This window comes from Parcubacteria group bacterium, from assembly GCA_016186325.1.
Taxonomy (GTDB): Bacteria; Patescibacteriota; Minisyncoccia; order UBA10092; family UBA10092; genus JACPHB01.
The window spans coordinates 67,552-90,543 of the sequence record JACPLW010000005.1; the positions used below are offsets into that span (position 1 = coordinate 67,552).

Consider the following 22,992-nt stretch of genomic DNA (forward strand, 5'->3'; position numbering starts at 1 on the left):
AATTATCCACAGAAGGTCGCAGCTTAACCTCTCTTCGGCCATCCTAAAGAAAGCTGATAAAAAACAGTTTCTTCTTCATCTAAATCAAGCTCTTTTTGGACAACCTCATAATCCACTCCGCCCAGGGCCAAAATGCCCAAACCCACTGCCGCTCCTATCAGATAAATATTTTGTCCAATATGGCCGGCTTCAAGCATCCCGAATTTATATCCCAAGTTTCCGTATTTTTTCATTGTTCTGTCGCCGATAAAAGAAAGAAAAATAAGCGCGGCGGCGTTTTTGGCAAATTCATATGGCAGGGCTTCCGCGATTTTAGAAACATCGGAATGCCAAATTTCTTCAAGCGCGTGCTCTTTAAAATTATAATGATACGCCCCCTTTTCCAAGTCCTCGCCGCGAAAAACAACCGCGTACAGCTCTACCGGATAGCGCGCCCCGCCCGATGGATATGGCCGATGTAAAATATTCTTCCCGTCTTCCGATTTATGAAGTATACCCATGCTCCAAAAAAGCAGAGTTCCGAGAATTTCTTTAGAAACGGGTCTCGCGGAAAATTCGCGCTCTGTCTTTCTTTTTAAAATAGCGTCGGACAGTTCAATGTTAAGCCGGGCGGGTTTTGGTAGCAAAATTTTCAGAGAACGCGGGTATTCCTTAAAAGAAACTGTTTTCCACTCGGGCGATTCCGGGTCAATCAAGGGGCGGTTTTTATTAAAAAAATCAAAAAATGAATCGCTCATAAAAATGGATGAGGTATTGGGTTTACATCTTTTCTTTTTATTCCCGAATACCTAAAACGCTCGTCAAGATAAAGATAATAAAGTTCCGGAATTAAAACTTTTGTAATCTTAAGGCCGGAGTCCTTGGCGGCTTTAGTGGCGTAATCAACGCCGTAGGCCTTCATCCCGCGCACCATTAAAATTTGTTTAAGTAACTCCATTTTTTTTTGATTACTTGCGCCGCCAAATTCATTTCTTTCAATTTTTTTTATCGGGCCGTCCAAAAGAAAATCAACCTCTCTCATCCGCGACTTATCGCACCAATAAACCCTTCTTTCTTCAATGTTTTCAATTAACGGCACTTTTTTATTGACCGCCTCAATTTGCTCCCGAGAAACCGAATTCCAGTATCCGGCCCGAAGCCCTTCCAAAAGAGAATGTATTATCGCCGACTCGATATTCAAATCGGCTCCGGCTCCAAGGAAAATAGCGGGCCGGCCGATGGCATTATCGCGAATAACGGTGAGCACAACTGGAATTCCTAAATCGGCAGTTATATCTAAAAGCGCGAAATCAATTTTATATCTGCGATATTCGCCGATAATTTTAGCGATAGTTTTATTGCCTAAATTTTCAAGACCGCCTATATCAATTTTTGGCGGAGTTATCTTATTCAGCCAGTGAATCATCAGGGCATCGCGCTCTATTGCTTCTAGAATTGCGTGTTCCAAGGCCTGCTCCCGCGATACTCCGGCCGCAGCCCCGTTGGTAGTCGTCTGTCGAATAAGCGGCTCCTCCGGCAATCTTTCGTATCCCAAATAAACGAGCTGGGCGGGAACAAAATGTTTTTTATTATCAAATAAAGAATAACACGGCGCCCAGCCAAATCGTGAATTTTCATCAACTTGAAAACCGCGGAAAGCGCGCGGGTCAATCGCACCATTTGATTTTAATTCTTTCCACGAGCCATAAATGAAATTTCTTTTATCATAAAGAGTTAAAGAATGCCACTCAATTAATTCGGCAAACGCTTTGATTGCCGCCATATCGTAATTCAGAGCGTATCCGGAAGCGGTTTTACCTTTGCCGAATTTTAAATTCAAAGCCGGAACGCTGGGCCAATCGGGTATCGGCTTGGGAAACGAGATTTGTTCCAATATACCCTCTTCATACAAGTATTTAATTAGCGAATGAAATCGCGGGGGAACACGGTCAAGACCGGAATCGGTTTTCTTCACATAAATATTTTGGCCGTTTAATTTCTCTAAAGCAAGAGCCGTGCCTTTAAAAATGTGAACCAAAAACTCGGTTAAAAAACTATTTACAGAAAAAGGCGGTCCAAGAGAACGCGCGTAATTTTCCCAAAAGTCGCCTAATCTTTCGGCGCGCAAAAATTCACCCTTGTTCTCCATGTGTTTTAATTCTATTATCTTAATGTATTTATAACACCAAAAATAGACAAAATGCAAAACATTTTAATAATCGGCGGTTCGTATTTTGTCGGGCCAATTATTATGGATAAACTGTTAAAACAAGGGTTTGAACTTACTGTTTTTAATCGTGGCCGGGTAAAAACCGAGTATCCGGCCGGCGTTAACTTCATCCGCGGCGACAGAAACAACGGTTTCAATATAACCGAACACTTTGACGCAGTTATAGACATGTGTTCTTATACCGGAAAGCAAACACGGCAAGCAATTAAAGAATTAAAATTTGATCTCTTCATTCATATGGGAACCGCCGCCGCTTATAAAAAAACTGTCCCCTTGCGGGGGATCTCCCGAATGGAGAAAACTCTTCTGCTTACCGAAGATTCACCTCTTGGCGATTGGCCGCTTTGGGGCGATTATAATAAAGGCAAAGTGGAATGCGAAAAAGTTCTTAAAGAAAGCGGAATAAAATACGCCGCGATGCGTCCGGTTTACATTCTCGGGCCACATAATTATCTTCCGAGAGAAAGCTTTATTTATTCAAAAATAGGAAAAAGCGAACCGATAATCATCCCCGGAAACGGCCACGCTTTAATACAACTTGTTTGGGCAAACGACGTCGCAGAATCAATAATAATGCTTGTCGAAAAAAAACTTGCGGGCGCCTTTAATTGCGCCGGAGATGAAACAATAACGCTCGTTGATTTGGTTAAGATGATGGGGAAAATCGCCGGTCAAGAACCGGTTTTACGATTTAATCCGCTTACCGATGGAGAAAATTTTAACGATGCAGAATTTCCTTTTGCCAACGAGAATTTTATCGTGTCAAATGAAAAATTAAAAAGCGTCGATATGGTTTTTGCTCCCTTAGAAAATTTTTTGCGGGAAGATTATGAAAACTACTACAAAACCGCTTTAATTGACATATTTGCTTAAAAATGGTATTATGAACAAAAGAGGCAAAATCCCGAAGCGAAGGGAGAAAGCTAGTGAACAGGCAGATTGTTCTTTCATTTGGGTGGTTTATAATATTAGCGGTTACTATCGGCGCCTGCGCTTCCGCGGGCTATTATAAGAACGATAGATTCGATAACGACCCTATCTCCTACCTTGTCGGAGAATGGGAAGGCACTATCAATGCCGGAGAAAGTTCTCTCTCGACATTCAGAAAACTTACAATTTACCCGCAATCGGCAAATTCAACCCTAAGCGCGCATTACGGAATTCCGGGAACGCGCTGGCAGGGTCCGGCCCAGGTTTACGTTGAAACTTTCGACGGAAAAATAGGAATTAGATTCCGAACGGGATCAGGTTCGAGAATCGACCTATGGCTTGCGCGCATTGGCAATGACTTGATCCTCGACGGTACGTTCAATACACCATCGGGCGTGCCGTATCAATTTATGCTTACGAAAAAACGCGAGTAAAACCATTAAAAAATCGCCTATGCCTATTTACGGGTATAGGCGATCAACTTTTTAATAAAGCAATATATCCAAAAAAGATTATGGAAACAACAAAAATCAGCGTGGTAATAGCAACATACAACCGCGATCATCTCGTAACCAGAGCGCTTGCGGCTTTGGCCAGGCAAAATTTACCGAAAGGTTTTTTTGAAATTATCGTTGTGAACGACGGTTCTACCGATGGAACTGAAGAAGAAGTTAAAAACTTCATTAAAAAAAACACATCATCCTACATTACTTTAATAACCCTTGAAAAAAACCTCGGCTCTTCGTTTGCCAGAAACACGGGAATACTCTCCTCAAAAGGAGAATTCATTGCCATAACCGATGACGACTGCATTGTCCCGTCCGACTGGCTTTCTCAATTCTTGAAAGCGTTTGAGACAAACCCGGAAATCATTGCCGTCGGCGGATTTAAAAAACCGCATCGCGATAATGGATTAAAACCGAGCCGCTACGACATTTTTATGTTCTGGCGCCGGCTTCCATTTATGAAAACAGAATGCAAATCTGTTGAAATGAACCCATTTAACAACTGCGGAGATACGGCAAATGTGTGCTACCGGAAACAAGCGCTTGAGGCCGTCGGCGGCTTTAATAACGACATAAGAACATTTAACGACTGGGAACTAAAAATCCGGCTCCATCAGCTTGGTTCACCTCTTCTCTATCGTCCAATATTTATTCCGCATGAAGCTGATTTAAAATTCGGTAAATTTCTTAAATATTGGCTTCGGCTGGGATATGATTGTTTTCTTATTTCAAAAATCCATCCGGAGCACCCCGTTTTCAATACTTCGCTGCGAACTACTTTGAGACGAATAATAGCCGGCGTATCACGTATTATAAAAGCTCCGAGTGATGAAATTTTTTCCCCCTACGGGGGATCCCCCGCCCGCTTCGCCGGAGCTTCAGCGAGGCGAGAAGGGGGACAAAAAAAAATTTCACAAACCCTATTTTTTATTTTTCTTGAAATAATTCTGAACACATGCCTGTGGCTTGGAAAATATATAACGCCAAAAATTAAAAAAGCTCTTTTATAACTATAGTAATGCGTTTTAAAAACGGTAATGATTTTATTTTTAAAAACGCCTGTTGACTGTAATAATCCATTATTTTTCTATCCGACCGGCCCGTAACACCAAGAGCATTTGAATATCCCCTAAACGCCTGGTATTCCGCTTCAAACACGTGATATAAAATCGGCTTTTCCGGGAGGCGCTTTAGAAAAACGAGTTTTTTAATGGCCGCGGCGGCGCGCTCGCCGCATTTTCCATCGCTATAAGCAAAAATTTCTTCCCGCAATTTTTTTCTTGCTTCCTGAAACTGCCGACCATCAGCTAATGCCTGTTCCAACGCGTTTTTAAATTCTACCGCTTTTTTAAGAGCAACAACCGAACCGTCTTCTTTTATCCTTTGTTCAATGCTCCCCGAATAAGTCAGAGCGCCTTCGGGCAGGCGGAATTTAAATGATTTTAATTTTTTGTGGCTTTCATTTAAATATTTTTCCGACAAAAAATCCGTAACCACAACCGGTTTATCGGTTAAAACGGCGTCAAAAATTGCGCTGGAGTTATCGCTTACCACTACATCAGCAACTTTAAAAAATGGCTGGGTATCGCTTTCATCCTGGAAAAGCAGAATACCGTCATGTTGCAACTTCTTTATACGATCAGGTTCTTCGAGCGGGGTATAATAATGGGGCTTTACCAAAATATTATAATACGACGCGTTTTTCACGAGCTCCACGGCAAGTTCGTCTATGGAGGAAAGATCGCCGTGAGTCGGAAGATAAAGAACGGTTTTTTTTGAAGGGTCCAATTTTTTTTTAATTTCTGAAACCGCGTTTTTGTCCACGGCATCATTAAACCAATCGTCAAATTTCGGATAACCGACAATCTCCGCCCAAGTTAAGAATTTAATAATTTCATATACGCGCGGTCCCAGGCAAAGATACAGGTCCCAGTCCCTGTGACGAGACCAGAACATAGTGAGCTCTTTCCCCGCACCGTAATTCATATGAACTTTGCGCGCCTTATCGGTCTGGGGGATAACCAGACAGCCGCTTCTCCATAACCCCACCAAAGCTTTATAATTTGAAAAAAAATCCGTAAGATATCTTTGTTGCTGATAGTCCTCATAATTAAGAATCCTGAAATAAACTCCTTGTTGTGTCAAAAGCCGAACACAATTTTCAATAATTTCCGGCGACGGACGGAGTGGAAAAAACCGGCCGCAGTCAACGATAAACTCCGCTTCGTCTTTAAGGTGCTCGTATACATTCTTAAACACGTTAAACTGAAAAGGATAAAAAACAACAAACCCGATTTTGGCGTTCGGATTAGGGCTGTCTTGGTACTTTTTATTCTCATTAAAACTAATTTCCATAGAGATCATTTTTTTAAAAAATGTTTAATCATTGCGATATCGTATGGAAAAGTTATTTTATGAATTGGATGTTCGGACTCAATAAGTCGAATTCGGATTTTCCGATTAAAATGCTTCAACAACTCAATATTATCCGCCAAGTCAAATATTTTTTTATCAACAGATTTTTTGTGAGCCTCATAAAGGTCTTTGAACCGAAAACACTGAGGGGTAAAGCCGCAATAGGCGGCTTCTTTGGGCACGGCTCGATGTATGTGCTTGCCATCGGCTTCAAGAATAAGGTCGGGCGCTTTTCCGGCGACAACCGCTCCGCCGCAACGAACGGCTTCGCGAATAACGCTGCTAATTACGTTTCCTGAAATTGTCGGACGAGCGGCGTCGTGAAAAATAACATAATCCGGCGGGTATCCTTTTTCCCTAAAATCAAAAAGTGCTCGTGAAGACGACAATTTTCGCGTTTTTTCACACGGGATCACCCTGACTTTTTCACTATTTAATTTTTCTTGAATAAGGCGTTTAACATATCTTACTTTTTGTTCAGGAACAACAACAATGATTTCGTTGATAAATTTATCGGCAATAAATTTTTCCAAAGAATAAAAAAGTACCGGTTTACCGCCAATTTTTAAAAATTGCTTAAACCGTCCCCCCATGCGCTCTCCCCCGCCTCCTGCCAGAAGCACGGCCGCAACAGTTGGTTTTTTTTTACCTTTTATCATGAAAAATAAAGACCTCCGTTTACGTGAATGCATTGGCCGGTAATATATGAAGCATCGTTGGAACAAAGAAAAGATACAACACTTGAAACTTCCTCAGGTTTTCCGAACCTTTTGAGTGGAATTTTTTCTAATTTATTAGAGGATGCCCCGTCTCCAAATCGCCGAAGCATATTGGTATTAATATAGCCGGGAACAATGGTGTTAACAAGAACTTTTGGCGCCAGCTCGAGCGTAAGAGCCCTGGCAAGACCCATGATCGCACTTTTTGAGACTACATATGCAGTGCGACTTTTTGACCCGATAAAAACATTTGACGATGAAACAAAAATAATTCGGGGAGACGCCGAGCCGTGAAGCAATGGTAAAAAGTTCCTGGTAAGAACGGTTGCACCAAAAAGGTTTGTTTCAAGAACGCTTCTAAAATCTCTATCCTTAAAACTCGCAAAATTTTGCGTAAGATTAATGCCGGCGCTATTTATCAAGACATCAAGTTTTCCCCGCGTTTTTTTTACAAGCTTAACCATTCGGATAATATCTTTTTCTTTTGTAATATCACCCTGGAGAAGCAAACACGGCGTATTTTTTGCTTTTAATTCGCCCGCAAGTGACAATGCCGGCCTTTTTGTTTTTTTATCTTTAAAATTTATGGCAACAAAAAATCCGTCATCGGCCAATCGCAACGCGATAGCTCTCCCTATCCCGCTTGAGGCACCGGTTATCAGTGCGGTTTTTGTATATAACGAACTTTTTTTTTCGGTGTTACTCATAATTTTAACTTTTTAATATATCGTATTTCGTAAACATCTTGCCAAGGTTAAAACTAAAAAAACGAATAAGCGTCATAAATTTATAAGGTCTATGTAACAAGTGTCTTTTAAGAACGGAGAATGTGTAGGGATTGCGTAAAGATAGATTCGGCCTGATTTTTTCCAAAACATCTTTGTTTAATTTCATGAAAAGCCAGTAATTCGCGCCACGGCGAAAATAAAGTTTCGCTAAAGAACTCAATTTTAGATGGGACAAATGAATAACGTGCGTGGGCAGATAGAGAATTTTATTGTTACCATGCAAAATCCGCAGTGCCAAATCGTTGTCTTCATATCCGGGCCAACGGAATTCTTCCCTAAAACCACCCATTTTTTCTAATATATCCCTGCGATACGACATATTAGCCGTATTATATGCGAAGGTCTCAAAACATACCATCGGATCGTTACTTATTATTTCATGCGATAAAAGAAATGGGCTTATTCGGGAATCATAAAAAAAACTGACATAATAAATAAATTTTGCCACAACATTGCGCTCAAGCTTTTCTTTCGGCGGGATCTGCCAGCCCCCTACCCCTGCGACACCCGGATATCTATTATGACCGTCTAAAAGCGTCTCCATCCAATCCGGCAAAACAATGCAATCATCGTCTGTAAAAAAAATAATTTCTCCCCTTGCTTCTTTTATACCAAAGTTTCTGGCTTTAGCCGGCCCGCCATTTTCAATTTTGAAATACCTGATTTCCGGTTTTGCTTGCCCGCCGAAGCCTCGGCGTAAGCGGGTATTTTGTATTTTGTATTTTGCGATTTGCGACTCGGTGTCATCGGTTGAGCCGTCGTCAACCACAATGATCTCGTAATTATCTTTGGGAACGGTTTGTTTTATTAAATGGCTTAGGGCGTTTATAAGACACTTAGAGCGATTATATGTCGGCACAATAATGGAACAGAAGAAATATGTATTTTGTGCGGCAGCATCCACGCCGTTGAATGGTTTGAGTTTTTTAAAGACGCTCCTTTTCCTATCATATCTTTCTTCCGTGAGAGTAAACACTGCGTTCCCTATTTCATTTTTCATAAAAAGTTTTTATAAGCGCAAAAACCCGATGGATATCCTCTTCGGCAATATTGGAGCCGGTCGGCAAAACCAAAGATTCTTCCGCTATTCTCTCAGCAACCGGAAAATCGCCTTTTTTATAATCCAAATAACAAAACGCTTCAAAATGTGGAAGCGGGACGCCGTATTGAATCCGGCTATCCACTCTGTTTTCACGCAAAAATTTATGTAATTCATTTCTTTTTTTAGTCAAAACAACGTAACGGTATCCGTTAATAAAATAGTTTTGCGGCACCAATGGAATAATTAAATCGCCGATGCCCTCAAGAAGCCGCGAATATAAGAAGTAATTTTCGCGTCGTCGCCTAATAATACCGTCTAAATTTTCCATTTTAACATTCATAATCGCGGCATGAAACGGAGAAAGACGGCTGGCCACTCCGATAGTCGGATGTTTAGCGCTAAGATTCTCAAAAGTTGTTCCGTACATTCTCAAAAGAGAAATTTTATCGGCAATTGTCTTATTATTTGTGATTATCGCTCCGCTATCTCCGAATCCGTTTAAAATTTTTGACGGATTAAAGCTTAGACAGGCGATATCACTATAATATCCCGGGTGACGATTTTTATATTTTGAACCGACGGCCTGCGCCGCGTCTTCTATCAAAAATAAATTATGTTTTTTAGCCAATTCAGAAATTTTTTCCATGTCCGCCATTATTCCGTTAAGATGGGTGACAATAATACCCTTTGTTTTTAGAGTTATAGCTTTTTCAATTAAATTTGGATTGATGTTGAAACTGCTTAATTCAATATCAACAAAAACCGGTTTGGCGTTAATCCAGGCAATCGCTCCGGCAGTCGAAAAAAAACTCACCGCCGGTACAATTACCTCGTCTTCGGGACCGATATTGAATGCCTTAAGAGAGAGAATTAAAGCATCGGTGCCGCTAGCCACCCCCAAGGCATATTTAGCGCCGGTGTATTCCGCGAGAACTTTTTCAAAAATCCTTACCGGCTTTCCCAACATAAAATCGCCGACGTTTTTCCCCTTCAAAACAATTCCAGCCAAAGCATTGATGATTTTTAATTTTAGGAATAGTTCATTCATTGGGTTATAAATTTCGTATTAAAATCGGGGTTTTACCATTGGCGGACGGATTTATTGTTGCCACTTCTTCTAATATGACTTGAAACTGGCGCTTTAAGGCCTCATACAGTAAGTTACTTAAATGTTTCTTTTCTGTCTCGGTTAAAGCGATATTCGGAATGTAACGAAACACTATCAGATTTTTATCCCGCAATTCAAACTGGTATTGCGCGATCCTGTCATGGTAACCCTCATCAATGTGCAGCGCCAAATCAAGAACGGACACGTTTTTATTAGAATTAGGGAACTGGATAATTTCCGACTCCCGACCATAAAGAGTAATAGTTTTTGATTTGCGGCCGCAAGAGCATAATTCGTTATTTATTACTGCCCTATCGCCGATCCTATATCTTATAAACGGCATCGTAAAATTTTCAAAAAAAGTTACAACTACATTGCCCTCGCAACCATCGGGAACGACCTCGCAGCCGTCCGACACAACTTCAAAATAATTCATCCACGGCGCCAAATGCAACTTGCGGTATTCACATTCAATCCCTAAAAGCGAGGTCTCCCGACTGCCGTAACAGGTAAAAGTCGGGCATTTAAAAAATCTGAAAATATTGTTTCGTTCCAGTTCGCTTATGTGTTCGCCACGGTACATTAAAGTTTTAAAAATTATGTCTGGGGCTTCTTTTCGGGTTAAAAATAGAAATCTCCTCAAATCGCTTCCGTTGGCGATAAGCGTTGCCGGCCTTAACTTTAGATAAGGATAAATGACGGACTGCCGGAATTTATAGTCGCCCCACTGGGTACTACTGAATCGCCCGCCAAAATTATCCAAATCATGATGGCTTTCTAAGCCCAATATCACTATGTGGCCATGATAGGAATTGCCAGAGTATCTTAATTCGTGGGAAGTATTTACTTCTCGCCGCAGATTGTCGCGTAAGTCCTGATAAAACTTCAGCGGCTCGCCGGTAGAGCCGGAAGTAACCGCTTCTCTAAAACGCCAGCGAGGAATATTTTTGGCAACAAACGTTTCAATTGGATTTTTTTTTATTTCGGTTCTGGTAATTAGAGGAATTTTCTGCAACTGTGAAAAATCTTTAAACGTTTCCGGATTGAAATTAGTTTCTTTAAAAACTCTCCGCCAATAAGGAACGTTGCTTCCGGCGTGAGTTAAAATTTTTTTAAGTTTTATAAGCTGAATTTCTTTCCAATCACTTTCTGAAAAAAAATCCGACTGCGCCAGCGCCCAATTTTGTATGGTCTTGTCAAAATATTTTAAAACTTTTGAATCTCTACTAAATGCTTCCACCGATAAAGGAGAATTGCAGATAATATGTTTTGCAATTTTTTGTGTGTATGAAAGCATAGCATCTCAATCGAAATCTACTTCATATATTTCCCACGGTATAACAGTAAAGTCAGAGCGCCTGATCCACAACGGATCAATTTTAAAATATCGCGTTTCGTCCATATCGGAAAATTTTGCAAAGTCCGGAAATCGCGCAATATGAATTATTTTACATTCTGCAAGCTCTTCTCCGCTCAATTCAGAAACTATGCCTTCGTATTGAACCGTTATATTTTGATCCCAGCCTATTACAACGGCAACGTTTCTATTATTCTTGAAATTCTCATACTTCCTAAACCGATTAGAAGTATCAAAGATCAAATTTAATTCATTTTTAACAGAAAATTTAATAGCCGCTGCTTCCGGCTTGCCTTCAGGATTCACCGTGGCGAGTACTGCTAAATTGTGTTTTTTAATAAAATCCGCGATTAGTTTTTTTTCGTTTTGATTATTGATTGCCATAATAAAATTCAATTACTTATACTCATTACATTCCATTATATCATAGCGATCCGTTGTATACAGACGGTTGTGAATATATCAGAAATAATTTATTATATAGACGCCATGGAAAAACAAAGGTCGATACAAAAAGAATCCGAAGCGGAAATGTCGAGGCCCGAGAATAAAATTTCCCGGCGGGAATTTTTAAAAACGGCCGGAGCAAGTTTTGCCGCAGCGATTCTTGCCGGCAACGCCAAAGAAGCGCTGGCTTTGATTGAAAAGACGTCCGAAACCAAAGAAAAAGAAGATGGCGAACCGAAAATATCTTTTGATATATTTTATTCTTTTCACGATACCGCAAAAGATGCGGAGGGGCTTGCGGAACGAATTAAAAAATCGGATATTTATATGCCCGAGCTTTTCGGTTGGAACGAACGGTATCTTAACGACACTAAAGCTATTGCCGAAGGCAAGATGACTCCAGATGAACTCATGTGGAAAAGGTTGCGAGGATTTGATCAGGAATATCCTTATTCTTTTGATTACGCCGAAGCCAAAGCTCTATATAAATCGAGTAAATATGTCGCCTATGTTGATGTACCGAGAGAACATCCGCTTTTTGATAAAGGAGCAGATGCACGAGAAGAACTCGGAAGAATTGATTTGACTAAGAATTTCTCAGAGTTAGCCGTGTCTTTTAACGAAAGCGTAAGGCGTTGGGCAGATGTCCAAAAAGAGCGAGAAGTATATATTCTTTCTGAATTGGGGAGATTCGCCGATAGCATCAAAGATGGCCGCATGCCGAAATTAAAAGGAAAAAAAGAAATAAAAATATTAATAGCGCTTGGTGCGATGCACACCGGCGTGTATCATGAACTTTCGCGCACCGAAAAAGAAACATCGCGCAAATTTCACACTATGCCGCTCATATTCGGAAAGTTCGCCAGTGAACTTGCGCGCCGTTTTATGTTCGGTAAAGATACCGATGAGACGCTTGCGACGCAAGCGCTATTCGGCGCAGTATTTAGCTCAATGGTTAGTAATCGTAGTGACAGAAGTATTCGCGGTTCATATGAGGTATCGCTTATTGAACGAAAAATTGTCCCCCAGTTTTCTATTGATGAAATGAAAAAAATATTTGCCGAAGCGCGCATCGCGGAAGACCCACAAAAAAAGTTTCTTGACGCGTCGCTTGAAAAGTTGAAAGAAAAAGGCATTCGTCTGCCGTCTTCCGAAAAAGAACTGGATACTTTTTTAAATGGATAAAATCACGGAATCGCAAAAAGGAGAAATCATGGAATCGCTTGGTTTTAAAGGAACGCTTGAAGATATAAAGAAGGTTTGGAGCGGGTACGCTAAGGGATGGGGCGATAGGTGGTCTCCCTGGCGGCCATCATCAGGAGATATTGGCGTATATCAAGCGCTGGCCGAAGAAAAGTTAAGTGGTCGAGTACTCCTGTTTGGCGCAACGCCCGAATTGAGAGATTTAATTGCGCAGAACGGCGGGGACATAGTTTTAATCGATATCTGCCCGGAAATGGTTGGGGCGGCCACTAAATTCCTTAATCATTCAAATCCAAAAAATGAAACATGGATTATAGCCGATTGGTGCGAAATGCCTTTCTCTTCAGATTATTTTGATTTAATGATCGGAGATTTTATGTGGTGGCTGCTTTCCGTGCCACGGCAAAAAACCCTTCGCGACCAAATAGCGCGAATTTTAAAACCGGGAGGAAATTTTGTTTCTCGTATTCATTTTTGCGACTTGGCGCGCGCCGGCCAAAACATAGAAGAGATAATAAAAACAAATTTGCTCCGATTACATCACGACAATAGCAATAGGCCGCAATTGCGTGAAATGATTATAGCTAAAATTGTTGACGCGACAGCCGATTTTCACGCCAAAAGATTAAACATAAAAACAGCTATTCCCGTATTTGAAAAAATTATTTCAGAAACCAGTGACGAATTCTTGCGAGGCTTTATAGAAGAACTTTTTTCGCGCTGCAAAAACCGCACCGACTGGACGGCGCAGACAAAAGACAAAAGAAGAAATATTCGCCTGTTTAGAAGAAAAACTTCTCTTTGTAGACGAAAAATTTGCCTCGGATTATGAAGATGCTAAATTTTTTCCAATTATTAAATTTATAAAAAATTAGAAAGCCGGATGTAAATATGGAAGATTTCTGGCAAAAAAAATCATCAAAGGAGTTTCTTATTTTCGCAGAAAAACCGGCAACCGGCGATGAAAAAGCAGTGTCGGCTGTTTTGCAAAAATTCATTTCAGCGTATGGTAAAAACGATGTTTTTGAAATAAGCAACTTGTTATCAAACAGCGCCCTGGTTAAAGGCATAGCCACTCGGGGCGTTTTTATTAATAAGAAAGATTATATTGCGCTGCTTAAAAACAATCTGGAAAATATCAGGCTTTTGACGATTAGCGATGCAGTGGTAAGAGTAAATAATGGCGATGCTAAAGTTTATGGCGTCATGACCATTCATTCTCTTGACGGACAAATCGGCGAATCTGACATTTTTTTAAAATTATTTGAAAAAGACAAACAGTGGCTTATTTCTCAAATAATTGTTCAAGATCTAGCTTGGTCACGGTAAGAACATCTGTTGTTCTGGTTGCCCCGAAGCCATATCGATCGGCGCCGCCTATAGCGTAAATTTTATCGCCAATCATCGCGCCACGGCCTAAGCCGTGGCGCGGAATATTTAATAATGGGCCAATGAGCCATTTTTCGCTTTTAATATCAAATAAATAGGTCTCTCTAAGAGCTTTTGAAAACACTTCACCGCCGTAAACAATTATGAATCGGTTATCAATAATGGCACCGGCATGACTGCTTTTTCCGGAAGGCATTCGTTCTTTAATCAATTGCCAAGAATCAGTAACGGAGTCATATTTTTCAACCGAATCATAATTTTTTATCACAATATCCTTAATTTCTTTTGGCGCACCATCGTAGTATCGGCCGCCGGTAGCATAAATATATTTGCCGTCGCTATAAGCCGTTAAATGATTTCGGGGATATATGAGATCAGCTGTTTTTTCCCATTGATCGGTTTTCAAATTATATCTATAAACTGTCCGATAATTGCGGAACTTGCCGTCCTGACCGCCGATAGCGTAAAGATAACCGTTGTGATGTATCAACGCCATAGCGGCTTTCGCTTCGGGCAGAGGCGTTTTTTCCAATATTTTCCCACTACGCGTATCAAAGGCGATTAAATGAGCCGATTCTTTTAATTGCAATTTATCATCGCCTGAAGAAAAAATAAAACCGCCGGCTATGTAAATTACATTGTCTGCTATTTCTACCGCCGGATGATGAATCGGCCATGGCAATTTGGCAGCAATATGAATTTTGCCACTCGTTGCGTTATAACAATCAATTGTGTTTATAGGATTTCCGACATCATCAATGCCGCCAATGAAATAAATTCTGTCGCCCATAACAACGCTATCGTATTCAGCGCGCGCCGATAAAAGAAAATATGGTTCTCCCAGCCACTTAATCATACTTACTTAGAGTTATTTTTTGATAAAAAATTTTTAACTTCCGCGCTTATAGTTTCTGCCGACGGCAAAGTATGGTGTTCCCATGCCAAGGGAGCGGGCGGGATATTCGGCGCCGCAATGCGTTTTACGATTATATTTTTATTATTATCAACCACCCTCATGCCGATTTCTGCGCCAATGCCTCCTCTCATTATGCCCTGTTCAATTATCGCGACGCGTCTGGTTTTCCCCGCCGACATCATTATGGTTTCAATATCAAGCGGTACTAAGGTTTTTAAATCTAAAATTTCGGCGCTGATATTTTCCTTTGAAAGCATCTTGGCCGCCCTTAAAGCTAAATGCGTCATGTAACCGCAACATATCAAAGTAATGTCGCCACCGGGAAGAACTATTTTTGATTTCCCAATCGGTACAATATAATCTTCTGTTGATACTTTTCCTAAAGTTGGATAAAGAGTTCTATCTTCAAAAAATAAAATCGGCGATTTACTTTCAATCGCGGCATTTAAAAGGCCTTTAGCGTCATAGGGATTTGAAGGAATAATAATTTTTAAACCGGGTATATGTTGAAACCAAGACATAAAATTGGCGCCAAATTCCGGCCCCCGCCCATCGTAAGCGCCAGAAGCAACCCTTATTATTATCGATATTGGTTTGGAAAAAGGATATCTGAAATTCCAAGTAGCGGCTCGATATATATCGTCAATGGATAGAGAAAGAAACGCGCCATACATTAATTCAACAATTGGATGCAATCCGCCGAGCGCCATACCAATACCAGCGCCAACAATCATATCTTCTATAAGCGGCGTATCAACAACCCTTTCTTTTCCGAATTTTTCGGCCAATTCGCGCGTTACATAATACCGGCCACCGCCGAAAGATATTTCTTCGCCAAGCAAGACGATGTTTTTATCGCGACTCATTGCTTTACTCAGGGACTCATTTAGCGCCTGGCTAAAAGTGATAACGCATTCGCTATTCATAGTTTTTCTTTATAAAAAGAAAGAAACTCCTCTTGCGAAGAAACTGAAGTTTTTAAAGATTTTTCAATCGCGTCATTTACTTCTTTAAGTATTTGATCGTAAATGTTATTTATTTGTCTTTTTTCCATAATTTTATTTTCTAAAAGTTCTTTTTCAAATAAAATCAATGGGTCTAAACGGTTAGAGACCGGTGGCGTAAAATCATAGCGCCATTTTTCTTCCATATAAAAATGCCCGCCTAAACGCGGTGTTAAAATCTCAATTAATACCGGTTTTTGTTCGCGTCGAACATTGTCAATAATCTTTTCTGTTTCTCTAAAAAAATGGAATATTTTTTCTCCATCAAAAAAATGGGATTCTATATTATAACCACGCCCCCGATCCACGATATTGGGTGTTGCTGATGTCATTTCAATAGGTGTAGAAATAGCCAAACCATTATTTTCGCAAATAAATACGATGGGGAGCCCCCAAAGCGAGGCAATATTCAAAGCACCACTAAAAGTACTGCGAGAGGCCTCCCCATCTCCGAAAAATATCGCTACAATATTTTTTTTACCGCTTTTCCTAATTGATTTGGCAAGACCGCAGGCGATCGCGAAGTTGCCGCCTAAAATTGTGCTGTATCCCATAACGCCCAATTCCGGATAATAACCAAAGCCGCCAACATCACCAAAACCTCTTAACATGCCGGTTTTCTTTCCGAAAAACTCCCCTACTATTTTTTCTAAAGGAATACCTTTGGCGATAAGATGAGTAAAACCGCGATAAGAATGAGGGAAGAGATAGTCTTCTTTATTAAGAAGCGCGGCAATAGCAGCCGCCGCTTCCTGCCCCTTGCCGGAATAAAGAAATTTTCTTACAAGGGATTCGCCGCGATCGTATAAAGATCTAATCGCCGCATCCAAAACCCGACCAGTTATTACTGTTTTATATATATGAATATAGTCCGCCATTATCGTAAGTAAAACACAAAAAATATCCAATGAAAATAGGTAGTAGAAATATAGGTGGTAGAAAAATAAATAAGGAGCCCGCTTATGGGCTCCCCGTAAATTATCTTAAATTAACGTTCCCATTCGGTTGTCAGAGAACCGTCGTCTCTAATAATCATAAGGCGCAATTTTCCTTTCTTACTCTCAAAAAGTTTAACCGTTGCTGTTTGGCCCATAGAATTTTCCGCCTTAACTTCACTGCCTCTAAATATCATCTAACCTTCAAATAGTAATTGGGACCCAATAACAATCTTTATGGAGCCATCACCTTTAATATACATAGTCGCCGCATTGCTGTTAATCCAGCTATACCAAACGCTGGCAATATTGTTGAAATCCTTAATCGGTATTTCTTTCTCGCCGGCAAAAGCCGGTAAGAAAGAAAAAACCGTGAAAACAGCAAGAATAATAAAGGTCAGCATGTTTCGTTTTATTGCCTTCTCCTCCGGTTAGTGGTTTTTGATTTCCGTTGCTGAAATCTTCCTACTGCCTCCGATATCATTTTTTGCTCCCGGGTAAGAAGCCCCGGCGAGGAAAAAATGTTTTCTCCGCAGTTGCCGCATCGGCTTCCCCTGTCGGGATTAGATGCGCCGCAGAAAAGACATACTATCCCATCGGGCTCCCATTGCGCCATCGTCTCCTCTCCCTCTCGTATTTGTTCTTAGATTTAAAGACCTAATCCTTAATTGTTAAGGTAACACATTTTTTCAAGTTTGTAAAGCTTTACTATCCGTACATTTTCGGTATTATTGAAAAATTAACTTTAGAATGATACCTTTTAATTAGAGGTTCTTTACATTTATATGTTTAAAACGGAAGGACGCCCAAATGAAGATCGCGGCATTACTGATTTTAGCTGCCATAACTCTGCTTGTTTTATTTATTTCTTCAGAAATTAACAGAAAAAATTAAATACGGCTTCACGAAGCCGTAATTTTTTGTTTGATTTTATTTACAAATGGCGGGTTTTTTACGTATAATAGCGTCTTGAGGAGGGTTGGCCGAGAGGCTTATGGCAGTGGATTGCTAATCCACGGGCGTCTAAAAAACGTCGCACAGGTTCGAATCCTGTACCCTCCGCAGACAACATTTTTTATCGAGAGACCGCCTCTATCGAGGCGGTTGCGAGACCGAGATGCATTTTGTTAATTTTATGATCAATATATTATGAGCGAAAAAGTCCCTAAAATTGAAAAGGCTGCTGAGTCGAATATCGAATCTAAGGAAGAGTTGGTCGTGAATAAAATTTATCAATTTACTCACCCGCTTTTTCATGCAACGTATTTTCCACATCAGACAAATCGGAAGGAGTATAGAGAATTAAGACAGCGATGGACAAAAGCTGTCGAAGAGATTGAACACGATAATCACGCGTTATTGTTTTATGTTACCACTTTTACAGTGAAAGAATTTCAAGACCTTGCAAAAAAGCGGAGCAGTATAACCGGAGAGGAAGCGATGCCATTTACAATCCGCGAACAACTTATTATGAATGAGCTCTCACGGATAAAGTCTTTAAAGAAGAAACTAAAGGATAGATTTTTAATGCTCTCTCCAGATAAAACCCGCGACGAGGAACCAAATTTTATAAAGGAACGGGAACGGCTCGAGGCGATACTAAAAAATCGGCATCTTAAACTGCCGGATCCGGAAGATATTACAATCAACTGTTTTGGCGAGTATCTTGAATCTTGCGTAAAAGCAGAAGCAATAAACCTTGCTCAATTACTGGGAGTACCCATTGAGATACCGCGAGATAACAGTGGTTCGTATATCCAACCAACTCGAGAGCTCTCGTTAAGTATCCATGATGTAGAAGAGTTTGATAAGGAATCTTCTTGAGACCGACACACCTCAAAATGTCTTCTGGAAAAATCGCCTCCGCCTTCACTAAAGTTACGGCGGACAAAGTAAAAAGCCCTACTGCGTCCTTCCGTAGCTTTAGCGAAGGAGGATAATGCTCACATCGGTGTGGTTCTAAACCGACTCACACCGCAGTGTTGAGCACCGGTTCAAGAGACCGATACTCCTATATTTTTTCAATATTACACAAACATAAAATTAATTTTGTTATGACTAAAATCGAAAAATCCGAATTTCATCCAACTTCCAATATTGAGAGAGCTGAGGACAATTTTCATTTTGAAGAAATTGCAGAAATTGAATCAGCTACTGTTTCTTTAGTAAGACAATTAAAAGAAAAGATAGAAAATGGAGAATACGATGAATTAATAAGTGATGATGTCGGCGGTAGAATCCCAACCCTTGTACTAAGAAGAATAATAAAAGAGGTGCGCCCTGATAAAAGTTTGGATACTTATTTTATTGCTAGCGGCAAGGCATATTTCCCAAGCAGCTCGACAAGAGAGAGCGGTTCTGAAAAAGGAATGTACGATATGTTACAAGAACATCTATCAAAAATAACTAAAGATAAAAAGAAGGCCCTATTAGTAACCCAATATGTGCACACTGGTAAAACACTAATCGCATTAGCTGATGCGCTCAAGGAAGCGGGTCTTAAAGATTTTGATATTGCCGCATTAGATGTAATGCCACATTTTGAATACGAAAATGCATTGCGAAACAGACTAGACAATAATAGACTATATGTGGGAAGCGAAGCGTGGCATCACATTCACGAAGAACACGAAAAGCTGGCTGGGGTAAGAAAGTCTAAAAAATACGTACCCTACCCAAGACGCGCAACAGATGTAATTAAGGAAGAAGGAAGAGAGCTTTCTCTAGAAGAATGGAAAGAAATATTTGATATAAAGAGAAACGAACCTTACGCAACCATGAAAGAAAAAATGAATGATACAGAGAAAAATGCAGAGTATGAACGACGAGTGCATGCGCCACTCACGACAGAAGAAGCTGAAGAAATTCAGAAAAATATCAACCTTGCTCGCGAAGATATCAAGCTGTTAGTACAGAAAGTTATTAGACAAGTGTGGGAGTAAAAACCCGACCGATACACCTCAAATCGCCTTCTGGGAAAATCGCCTGAAAAGCCCTATAATACTCACATTAGTGTGGTTCTAGACCGAGACACACCGCAGATTGATATAATTAAATTAATATGAAATCGCCCGAACTTATTGCACACGGCACGAGTTCCGAGAAGGATGCCGAAAAAATCAAAAAAGAAGGGTTTGAAGCACAGGAAGGTCGTGCGACTGTTTCGGGCGATTTAATATATGCCTTTGAATGGGCAACAAAACAAGAACGAAGAAAGGGAAGCAAAAGCGAGAGCGAAATCGGCGAAGAAGAAAAAGGGCGAATGATAATAATGAAAGTTCCGGAAGATAAGTCAGTTGACTATGCAACGCACACCAGTATTGAAGTTGACGAATCCTTAAAGGAAATCACCGGCTATTCTTCAAAGTACGTATCGGGCAGAAAACAGCTTGCAATTTATGGCGAGGGAGATGTTGCCGAAAAAAGAGAGAAAATCGAGCAAGCTAAAAAAGAATTAAAAGAAATTGATACTCAATTTTCAGCTTTTTTCAGAGAAAATAATATTGATCCCGATCAAATAAAATCCAGAGAAGATTTAATTGAGGCGATAAAGTCTTTTGATATTGAAAAGAAAATTGAAATTTTGAAAAAAGCCGAAGAACTGGAAAGACACCAAACGGAAAAGAGGAAGGAAGCCGAGCCGGACATCGCCATCTCTCAAGAGAATATTTTGATGAGTGTCGTTCCAACTGTGGAACTTGGAGAAAAGCTCGGCGAACTTTCTCAAAAAATAAGAAATCTTGAAGCGGTTGACCTAGAAAATTTTACCGAAAAAATCTCAAAAATTATTGAGAATAACAAGGAAAATTTTCTAGCTTCCGATTTAGATATTCGTGAAGTTGTGAAAAATCTTTTGGCTTCAACAATGGAAGCAGAAGTTATAAATATGGTCAGGTCGCTTTCTGGAGATGTGAAAAGAGCGCAAGGTTATGAAATATATAATCGTGGCAAGGACGAAGTGAAAGAAAAGGCAGTAGACAAAGACCAGTTAAGGCAGAAACTTGAAAAAATCCTTGCTATTGTTGAAGCCGACAATTTTGATATCGGAATGGAAAATCTCAACAGATATATTAGAATGAATACGAGGAAATTGTTGGAAGAATTGAAATAATTGATTTGGCCCCGACCGACACACCTAAAACAGCTCCCTGGAAAAATCGCCTCCGCCTTCACTAAAGTTACGGCGGACAAAGTAAAAAGCCCTACTGCGTCCTTCCGTAGCTTTAGCGAAGGAGGATAATACTCACATAGTTGTGGTTCTAGACTGCGACACGCCGCAGAAAGAACAAAGTATCGGAGCGATCCGAACACTATGAATTCCAACTACTACACCAAAATGTTTTTAGAAACTGTAAAAGACGAGAGTGATTTCTACGAAGTTTTAAATATTTTGAAAAAAATAACATTGGGCAATATTTGGTTGATCGGCGGGTTTGTATATAGAAATATTGCGAGAGGATTGTATGGGACATCAAAGCCGAGCGTTGATTTAGATTTTATTGTTGAAAAAGTCAATCAGAATTTAACTTTTCCTTTGGGATGGACTAATGCTCATAATCGTTATGGCAATCCGAAATTCATCAGAACAGATGGCTTAGCAGTTGATTTTGTTCCGTTGAACAATATTAGTTCAATTCTTAGAAGAAAAGTAGAGCCGACAATATATAATTTTCTTACTGGAACTCCGCTTACGATTCAATCAATTGCATATGATGTTAAGAATAATCGCGTTATTGGCTCAATAGGAATCAAAGCTCTTCAGAGCAAGACCATTTCAATAAATGATGCGGAACAGGCAAAAATTTATGCAAACAAAAAAGAAAGGGCAATAGAAGAAATCATTCAAGAAAAGGCAAAAGAATTGGGGTTTTACATCAACAACTCCTGACCCACGTACCTCAAATTCGTCTCTGTTCAGATGCTCAAAAAGCCTTATACTGCTTGCATTAGCAAAGTTCAAGCCTGAGACACGCCGCCAAAATTTTTTATATAGAAATCGAGATAACTAAAAAATTGTTTTTATGGAAAAAATTAGAAACAAGGAAAATAAGGATAGAGAACCGGATGCAGTTAAATTAAAAGAGTTGATTGAAAATGATCCGCGTACAATGTCTTTAACTGCGGGACAGATGGCTCTGCGAGAAATAGAGGATGGGAATATGCATTCAGCATTAGCGCGACTTAGGACTGAACTTGATAAGCTTTATATTACTAATAGAGAATTGTATGATTATATTCTTTCATTTGAAAACCTAGACCGAGACACCTAAATTTGATAAATGAAATAGGTCTAAAAAATCCCTCAATGGCCTCGTTGGTTTAAGTCCTAGACCGAGACACAGCCAGTTAGGATTGGGTTATTTAAATAATGAAAAACAGAAATATTCTAAAAATCTTTTTCCAAGGCCTTGCCCTAATGAGCATTATTGCGGCAACGTTTTATCTGGCTCATTTCGCCAAAGGGAGCGGGGCGATGCGGGAAGTAGTTGCGTTTTATGGATACTGGGGCATTGCGGTTATTTCCTTTATCAGCGGATTTAATCTTACCATTCCCGTGCCGGCAGCCACATTTATGCCGCTTTTTCTGGAATTAGGGCTCAATTTCTGGTTCTCTATTTTTATCATTGTGGCGGGAGTTACCGCCGCGGATTTTATAGGGTACTTTCTTGGGAAATTCGGACGACATCTTGCAGTGTATTCAGCAAACGGGAAAATTGTTTCCCGGCTTGAGCACATACGGGAACGGTATCGGTGGGGACCGATCGTGGCGCTATTTTTCTTTGCTTCTCTGACGCCGCTTCCCAATGAAATACTGCTTATTCCGCTTGGGTTTTTAGGATATCGTTTTTCCCGTCTACTGCCCGTTGTTATTTCCGGAAACTTTTTATTTAATGTTATTTACAGCGCGAGTGTAGTCGAAATATTTCGACTGTTATAAAAGAAGTGAAGGCGGAAGAGACCGATACTTCTATATAAAAAATCCCGGGTAATGGGATTTTTGTAATTAATAATTTAGATAAATCT

General features: G+C 40.1%; 26 protein-coding genes and 1 tRNA gene. 13 read left to right on the forward strand and 14 right to left on the reverse strand.

The genetic code is table 11. From position 1 onward, the window contains the following. Positions 1–23: 23 nt before the first annotated feature. Entirely contained in the window at positions 24–737 is a 714-nt protein-coding gene (locus HYW79_02035) for a SagB/ThcOx family dehydrogenase (protein MBI2635301.1), read from the reverse strand. Then, complete coding sequence (locus HYW79_02040; protein MBI2635302.1) at positions 734–2,128, reverse strand: YcaO-like family protein; 1,395 nt, start codon at positions 2,126–2,128, stop codon at positions 734–736. The genes HYW79_02035 and HYW79_02040 overlap by 4 nt, the downstream gene beginning before the upstream one ends. 51 nt (positions 2,129–2,179) lie before the next feature. Between HYW79_02040 and HYW79_02045 the strand changes: the two genes are divergently transcribed. The 3 genes from HYW79_02045 to HYW79_02055 all read left to right on the forward strand — a co-directional run bounded on the left by HYW79_02045 (position 2,180) and on the right by HYW79_02055 (position 4,655). Then, positions 2,180–3,082, forward strand: coding sequence for an NAD-dependent epimerase/dehydratase family protein (locus tag HYW79_02045; protein ID MBI2635303.1), 903 nt, complete (start codon positions 2,180–2,182; stop codon positions 3,080–3,082). A 53-nt stretch (positions 3,083–3,135) separates the two neighbouring features. Then, positions 3,136–3,573, forward strand: a complete 438-nt coding sequence (locus HYW79_02050; GenBank protein MBI2635304.1) for a hypothetical protein — start codon at positions 3,136–3,138, stop codon at positions 3,571–3,573. Positions 3,574–3,653: 80 nt separating this feature from the next. Continuing rightward, positions 3,654–4,655: a glycosyltransferase family 2 protein gene (locus HYW79_02055; protein ID MBI2635305.1), complete on the forward strand. Its 1,002-nt coding sequence runs from the start codon at positions 3,654–3,656 to the stop codon at positions 4,653–4,655. On the opposite strand, the gene HYW79_02060 is transcribed toward HYW79_02055, so the two are convergent. From HYW79_02060 to HYW79_02090, 7 genes are read right to left on the reverse strand one after another with little or no spacing between them, the layout of a single operon-like run. Further along, on the reverse strand, positions 4,636–6,000 hold the full coding sequence (locus HYW79_02060) for a CDP-glycerol glycerophosphotransferase family protein (GenBank protein MBI2635306.1): 1,365 nt from the start codon (positions 5,998–6,000) through the stop codon (positions 4,636–4,638). The genes HYW79_02055 and HYW79_02060 overlap by 20 nt on opposite strands. Before the next feature lie 5 nt (positions 6,001–6,005). Next, a complete protein-coding gene (locus HYW79_02065; protein ID MBI2635307.1) occupies positions 6,006–6,719 on the reverse strand; it encodes a 2-C-methyl-D-erythritol 4-phosphate cytidylyltransferase in 714 nt (237 codons plus the stop codon). Next, positions 6,716–7,486: an SDR family oxidoreductase gene (locus tag HYW79_02070; GenBank protein ID MBI2635308.1), complete on the reverse strand. Its 771-nt coding sequence runs from the start codon at positions 7,484–7,486 to the stop codon at positions 6,716–6,718. The genes HYW79_02065 and HYW79_02070 overlap by 4 nt, the downstream gene beginning before the upstream one ends. Before the next feature lie 4 nt (positions 7,487–7,490). Beyond that, positions 7,491–8,567, reverse strand: a complete 1,077-nt coding sequence (locus tag HYW79_02075) for a glycosyltransferase family 2 protein (protein MBI2635309.1) — start codon at positions 8,565–8,567, stop codon at positions 7,491–7,493. Further along, positions 8,557–9,657: a DegT/DnrJ/EryC1/StrS family aminotransferase gene (locus HYW79_02080; protein ID MBI2635310.1), complete on the reverse strand. Its 1,101-nt coding sequence runs from the start codon at positions 9,655–9,657 to the stop codon at positions 8,557–8,559. Before HYW79_02080 ends, HYW79_02075 begins: the two co-directional genes overlap by 11 nt. A gap of 4 nt (positions 9,658–9,661) precedes the next feature. After that, positions 9,662–11,014: a phenylacetate--CoA ligase family protein gene (locus HYW79_02085; GenBank protein MBI2635311.1), complete on the reverse strand. Its 1,353-nt coding sequence runs from the start codon at positions 11,012–11,014 to the stop codon at positions 9,662–9,664. Positions 11,015–11,020: 6 nt separating this feature from the next. After that, on the reverse strand, positions 11,021–11,458 hold the full coding sequence (locus tag HYW79_02090) for a pyridoxamine 5'-phosphate oxidase family protein (GenBank protein MBI2635312.1): 438 nt from the start codon (positions 11,456–11,458) through the stop codon (positions 11,021–11,023). Between the two features lie 105 nt (positions 11,459–11,563). Here HYW79_02090 and HYW79_02095 point away from each other — a divergent pair, with 105 nt between their 5' ends. Genes HYW79_02095 through HYW79_02105 form a run of 3 tightly spaced genes read left to right on the forward strand, consistent with a single transcriptional unit; the run spans position 11,564 to position 14,053 of the window. After that, positions 11,564–12,706 (forward strand): hypothetical protein, encoded by a 1,143-nt coding sequence (locus tag HYW79_02095; GenBank protein ID MBI2635313.1) that lies wholly within the window; start codon positions 11,564–11,566, stop codon positions 12,704–12,706. Beyond that, entirely contained in the window at positions 12,699–13,556 is an 858-nt protein-coding gene (locus HYW79_02100) for a class I SAM-dependent methyltransferase (GenBank protein MBI2635314.1), read from the forward strand. Before HYW79_02095 ends, HYW79_02100 begins: the two co-directional genes overlap by 8 nt. Before the next feature lie 59 nt (positions 13,557–13,615). After that, positions 13,616–14,053 (forward strand): hypothetical protein, encoded by a 438-nt coding sequence (locus HYW79_02105; GenBank protein ID MBI2635315.1) that lies wholly within the window; start codon positions 13,616–13,618, stop codon positions 14,051–14,053. On the opposite strand, the gene HYW79_02110 is transcribed toward HYW79_02105, so the two are convergent. The 5 genes from HYW79_02110 to HYW79_02130 all read right to left on the reverse strand — a co-directional run bounded on the left by HYW79_02110 (position 14,010) and on the right by HYW79_02130 (position 17,372). After that, positions 14,010–14,969 (reverse strand): hypothetical protein, encoded by a 960-nt coding sequence (locus HYW79_02110; GenBank protein ID MBI2635316.1) that lies wholly within the window; start codon positions 14,967–14,969, stop codon positions 14,010–14,012. The two genes, HYW79_02105 and HYW79_02110, sit on opposite strands and share 44 nt — an antisense overlap. Before the next feature lie 2 nt (positions 14,970–14,971). Further along, positions 14,972–15,955, reverse strand: coding sequence for an alpha-ketoacid dehydrogenase subunit beta (locus HYW79_02115; GenBank protein MBI2635317.1), 984 nt, complete (start codon positions 15,953–15,955; stop codon positions 14,972–14,974). Continuing rightward, the gene (locus HYW79_02120) at positions 15,952–16,911 is read right to left on the reverse strand and encodes a thiamine pyrophosphate-dependent dehydrogenase E1 component subunit alpha (GenBank protein MBI2635318.1); all 960 of its coding nucleotides are present in this window, start codon (positions 16,909–16,911) and stop codon (positions 15,952–15,954) included. Before HYW79_02120 ends, HYW79_02115 begins: the two co-directional genes overlap by 4 nt. A gap of 110 nt (positions 16,912–17,021) precedes the next feature. Next, positions 17,022–17,165, reverse strand: a complete 144-nt coding sequence (locus tag HYW79_02125) for a hypothetical protein (protein MBI2635319.1) — start codon at positions 17,163–17,165, stop codon at positions 17,022–17,024. Beyond that, positions 17,166–17,372, reverse strand: coding sequence for a hypothetical protein (locus HYW79_02130; protein ID MBI2635320.1), 207 nt, complete (start codon positions 17,370–17,372; stop codon positions 17,166–17,168). A 569-nt stretch (positions 17,373–17,941) separates the two neighbouring features. Between HYW79_02130 and HYW79_02135 the strand changes: the two genes are divergently transcribed. From HYW79_02135 to HYW79_02165, 7 genes are all read left to right on the forward strand, one after another. Continuing rightward, positions 17,942–18,030, forward strand: a tRNA-Ser gene (locus HYW79_02135). Between the two features lie 87 nt (positions 18,031–18,117). Then, complete coding sequence (locus tag HYW79_02140) at positions 18,118–18,792, forward strand: hypothetical protein (GenBank protein ID MBI2635321.1); 675 nt, start codon at positions 18,118–18,120, stop codon at positions 18,790–18,792. A 230-nt stretch (positions 18,793–19,022) separates the two neighbouring features. Then, positions 19,023–19,910: a hypothetical protein gene (locus HYW79_02145; protein ID MBI2635322.1), complete on the forward strand. Its 888-nt coding sequence runs from the start codon at positions 19,023–19,025 to the stop codon at positions 19,908–19,910. Between the two features lie 119 nt (positions 19,911–20,029). Continuing rightward, positions 20,030–21,079 carry a hypothetical protein gene (locus HYW79_02150; GenBank protein ID MBI2635323.1) on the forward strand — a complete coding sequence of 350 codons (1,050 nt, stop codon included), beginning with the start codon at positions 20,030–20,032 and terminating at the stop codon, positions 21,077–21,079. Positions 21,080–21,280: 201 nt separating this feature from the next. Next, on the forward strand, positions 21,281–21,856 hold the full coding sequence (locus HYW79_02155; GenBank protein ID MBI2635324.1) for a hypothetical protein: 576 nt from the start codon (positions 21,281–21,283) through the stop codon (positions 21,854–21,856). 133 nt (positions 21,857–21,989) lie between these two features. Continuing rightward, the gene (locus HYW79_02160; GenBank protein MBI2635325.1) at positions 21,990–22,238 is read left to right on the forward strand and encodes a hypothetical protein; all 249 of its coding nucleotides are present in this window, start codon (positions 21,990–21,992) and stop codon (positions 22,236–22,238) included. A gap of 98 nt (positions 22,239–22,336) precedes the next feature. Next, the gene (locus HYW79_02165) at positions 22,337–22,906 is read left to right on the forward strand and encodes a hypothetical protein (GenBank protein MBI2635326.1); all 570 of its coding nucleotides are present in this window, start codon (positions 22,337–22,339) and stop codon (positions 22,904–22,906) included. The last annotated feature ends 86 nt before the right edge of the window (positions 22,907–22,992 follow it).

Coding starts and splice junctions, on each gene's coding strand:
- HYW79_02165 (MBI2635326.1), top strand. CDS start 22,337: ATGAAAAACAGAAATATTCTAAAAATCTTTTTCCAAGGCCTTGCCCTA.
- HYW79_02115 (MBI2635317.1), bottom strand. CDS start 15,955: ATGAATAGCGAATGCGTTATCACTTTTAGCCAGGCGCTAAATGAGTCC.
- HYW79_02125 (MBI2635319.1), bottom strand. CDS start 17,165: ATGATATTTAGAGGCAGTGAAGTTAAGGCGGAAAATTCTATGGGCCAA.
- HYW79_02145 (MBI2635322.1), top strand. CDS start 19,023: ATGACTAAAATCGAAAAATCCGAATTTCATCCAACTTCCAATATTGAG.
- HYW79_02055 (MBI2635305.1), top strand. CDS start 3,654: ATGGAAACAACAAAAATCAGCGTGGTAATAGCAACATACAACCGCGAT.
- HYW79_02090 (MBI2635312.1), bottom strand. CDS start 11,458: ATGGCAATCAATAATCAAAACGAAAAAAAACTAATCGCGGATTTTATT.
- HYW79_02085 (MBI2635311.1), bottom strand. CDS start 11,014: ATGCTTTCATACACACAAAAAATTGCAAAACATATTATCTGCAATTCT.
- HYW79_02060 (MBI2635306.1), bottom strand. CDS start 6,000: ATGGAAATTAGTTTTAATGAGAATAAAAAGTACCAAGACAGCCCTAAT.
- HYW79_02130 (MBI2635320.1), bottom strand. CDS start 17,372: ATGCTGACCTTTATTATTCTTGCTGTTTTCACGGTTTTTTCTTTCTTA.
- HYW79_02075 (MBI2635309.1), bottom strand. CDS start 8,567: ATGAAAAATGAAATAGGGAACGCAGTGTTTACTCTCACGGAAGAAAGA.
- HYW79_02155 (MBI2635324.1), top strand. CDS start 21,281: ATGAATTCCAACTACTACACCAAAATGTTTTTAGAAACTGTAAAAGAC.
- HYW79_02080 (MBI2635310.1), bottom strand. CDS start 9,657: ATGAATGAACTATTCCTAAAATTAAAAATCATCAATGCTTTGGCTGGA.
- HYW79_02105 (MBI2635315.1), top strand. CDS start 13,616: ATGGAAGATTTCTGGCAAAAAAAATCATCAAAGGAGTTTCTTATTTTC.
- HYW79_02095 (MBI2635313.1), top strand. CDS start 11,564: ATGGAAAAACAAAGGTCGATACAAAAAGAATCCGAAGCGGAAATGTCG.
- HYW79_02150 (MBI2635323.1), top strand. CDS start 20,030: ATGAAATCGCCCGAACTTATTGCACACGGCACGAGTTCCGAGAAGGAT.
- HYW79_02100 (MBI2635314.1), top strand. CDS start 12,699: ATGGATAAAATCACGGAATCGCAAAAAGGAGAAATCATGGAATCGCTT.
- HYW79_02110 (MBI2635316.1), bottom strand. CDS start 14,969: ATGATTAAGTGGCTGGGAGAACCATATTTTCTTTTATCGGCGCGCGCT.
- HYW79_02140 (MBI2635321.1), top strand. CDS start 18,118: ATGAGCGAAAAAGTCCCTAAAATTGAAAAGGCTGCTGAGTCGAATATC.
- HYW79_02070 (MBI2635308.1), bottom strand. CDS start 7,486: ATGAGTAACACCGAAAAAAAAAGTTCGTTATATACAAAAACCGCACTG.
- HYW79_02160 (MBI2635325.1), top strand. CDS start 21,990: ATGGAAAAAATTAGAAACAAGGAAAATAAGGATAGAGAACCGGATGCA.
- HYW79_02040 (MBI2635302.1), bottom strand. CDS start 2,128: ATGGAGAACAAGGGTGAATTTTTGCGCGCCGAAAGATTAGGCGACTTT.
- HYW79_02045 (MBI2635303.1), top strand. CDS start 2,180: ATGCAAAACATTTTAATAATCGGCGGTTCGTATTTTGTCGGGCCAATT.
- HYW79_02120 (MBI2635318.1), bottom strand. CDS start 16,911: ATGGCGGACTATATTCATATATATAAAACAGTAATAACTGGTCGGGTT.
- HYW79_02035 (MBI2635301.1), bottom strand. CDS start 737: ATGAGCGATTCATTTTTTGATTTTTTTAATAAAAACCGCCCCTTGATT.
- HYW79_02065 (MBI2635307.1), bottom strand. CDS start 6,719: ATGATAAAAGGTAAAAAAAAACCAACTGTTGCGGCCGTGCTTCTGGCA.